Consider the following 786-nt stretch of genomic DNA (forward strand, 5'->3'; position numbering starts at 1 on the left):
TACAGCTCCCCGAGGCAGTTTCGTTGTTCGCCACGTCCTTCATCGGCTCCTAGCGCCTAGGCATCCTCCGTGTGCTCTTAGTAGCTTAACCATTTTGTTCCGGTTTCGACTGCTTGCTTCCCTTGTTTTGCTTGCGCAAAGCCAAAAGTCGCTCCCATTCGATACCATCACAAAAGCAATTTAACTACCTTTATAAACACTTCACTTGTTTACACAAGATCAGCTTAAAGGAATGTTCTAATTCGCGTTTGTTTCGTTTCGATATCTAGTTTTCAAAGAACAAACTTGTAATCATTTTTGGTGGAGCCAAGCGGGATCGAACCGCTGACCTCCTGCTTGCAAGGCAGGCGCTCTCCCAGCTGAGCTATGGCCCCGTATAAAGTTTAAAGGTATAGATGGTGGGCCCTGGTGGACTCGAACCACCGGCCTCACCCTTATCAGAGGTGCGCTCTAACCAACTGAGCTAAGGGCCCACATTATATATACTATTTGAACCCAAAATGGGTTACGCTTGGCGGCGTTCTACTCTCCCAGGACCCTGCGGTCCAAGTACCATTGACGCTGAAGGGCTTAACGGTCGTGTTCGGGATGGGAACGTGTGGAACCCCTTCGCTATCGCCACCAAACGTTTGAGAGTTTGAGCTCTCAAAACTGAGCAACGAGTGAGTAACTAGCCGACCTGACTAGATTTTGTATTTGAATGTTTCCGTTGCAGGAAACGATTCTCCATAGAAAGGAGGTGATCCAGCCGCACCTTCCGATACGGCTACCTTGTTACGACTTCAC

2 tRNA genes and 3 rRNA genes are annotated in these 786 nt (G+C 48.7%); all 5 read right to left on the reverse strand.

The features are described from left to right. A 23S ribosomal RNA gene (locus IFU39_RS32475) occupies nt 1–91 on the reverse strand; the annotation flags it as partial. Between the two features lie 207 nt (nt 92–298). Further along, nucleotides 299–374: transfer RNA gene (locus IFU39_RS32480), tRNA-Ala, on the reverse strand. A 22-nt stretch (nt 375–396) separates the two neighbouring features. Next, nucleotides 397–473: transfer RNA gene (locus IFU39_RS32485), tRNA-Ile, on the reverse strand. Nucleotides 474–509: 36 nt separating this feature from the next. After that, nucleotides 510–626, reverse strand: a 5S ribosomal RNA gene (rrf, locus tag IFU39_RS32490). Between the two features lie 106 nt (nt 627–732). After that, nucleotides 733–786: ribosomal RNA gene (locus tag IFU39_RS32495) — 16S ribosomal RNA — on the reverse strand; the annotation flags it as partial.

Origin of the sequence: Paenibacillus sp. CFBP 13594, from assembly GCF_014842675.1 — a bacterium.
Lineage (GTDB): Bacteria > Bacillota > Bacilli > Paenibacillales > Paenibacillaceae > Paenibacillus > Paenibacillus amylolyticus_B.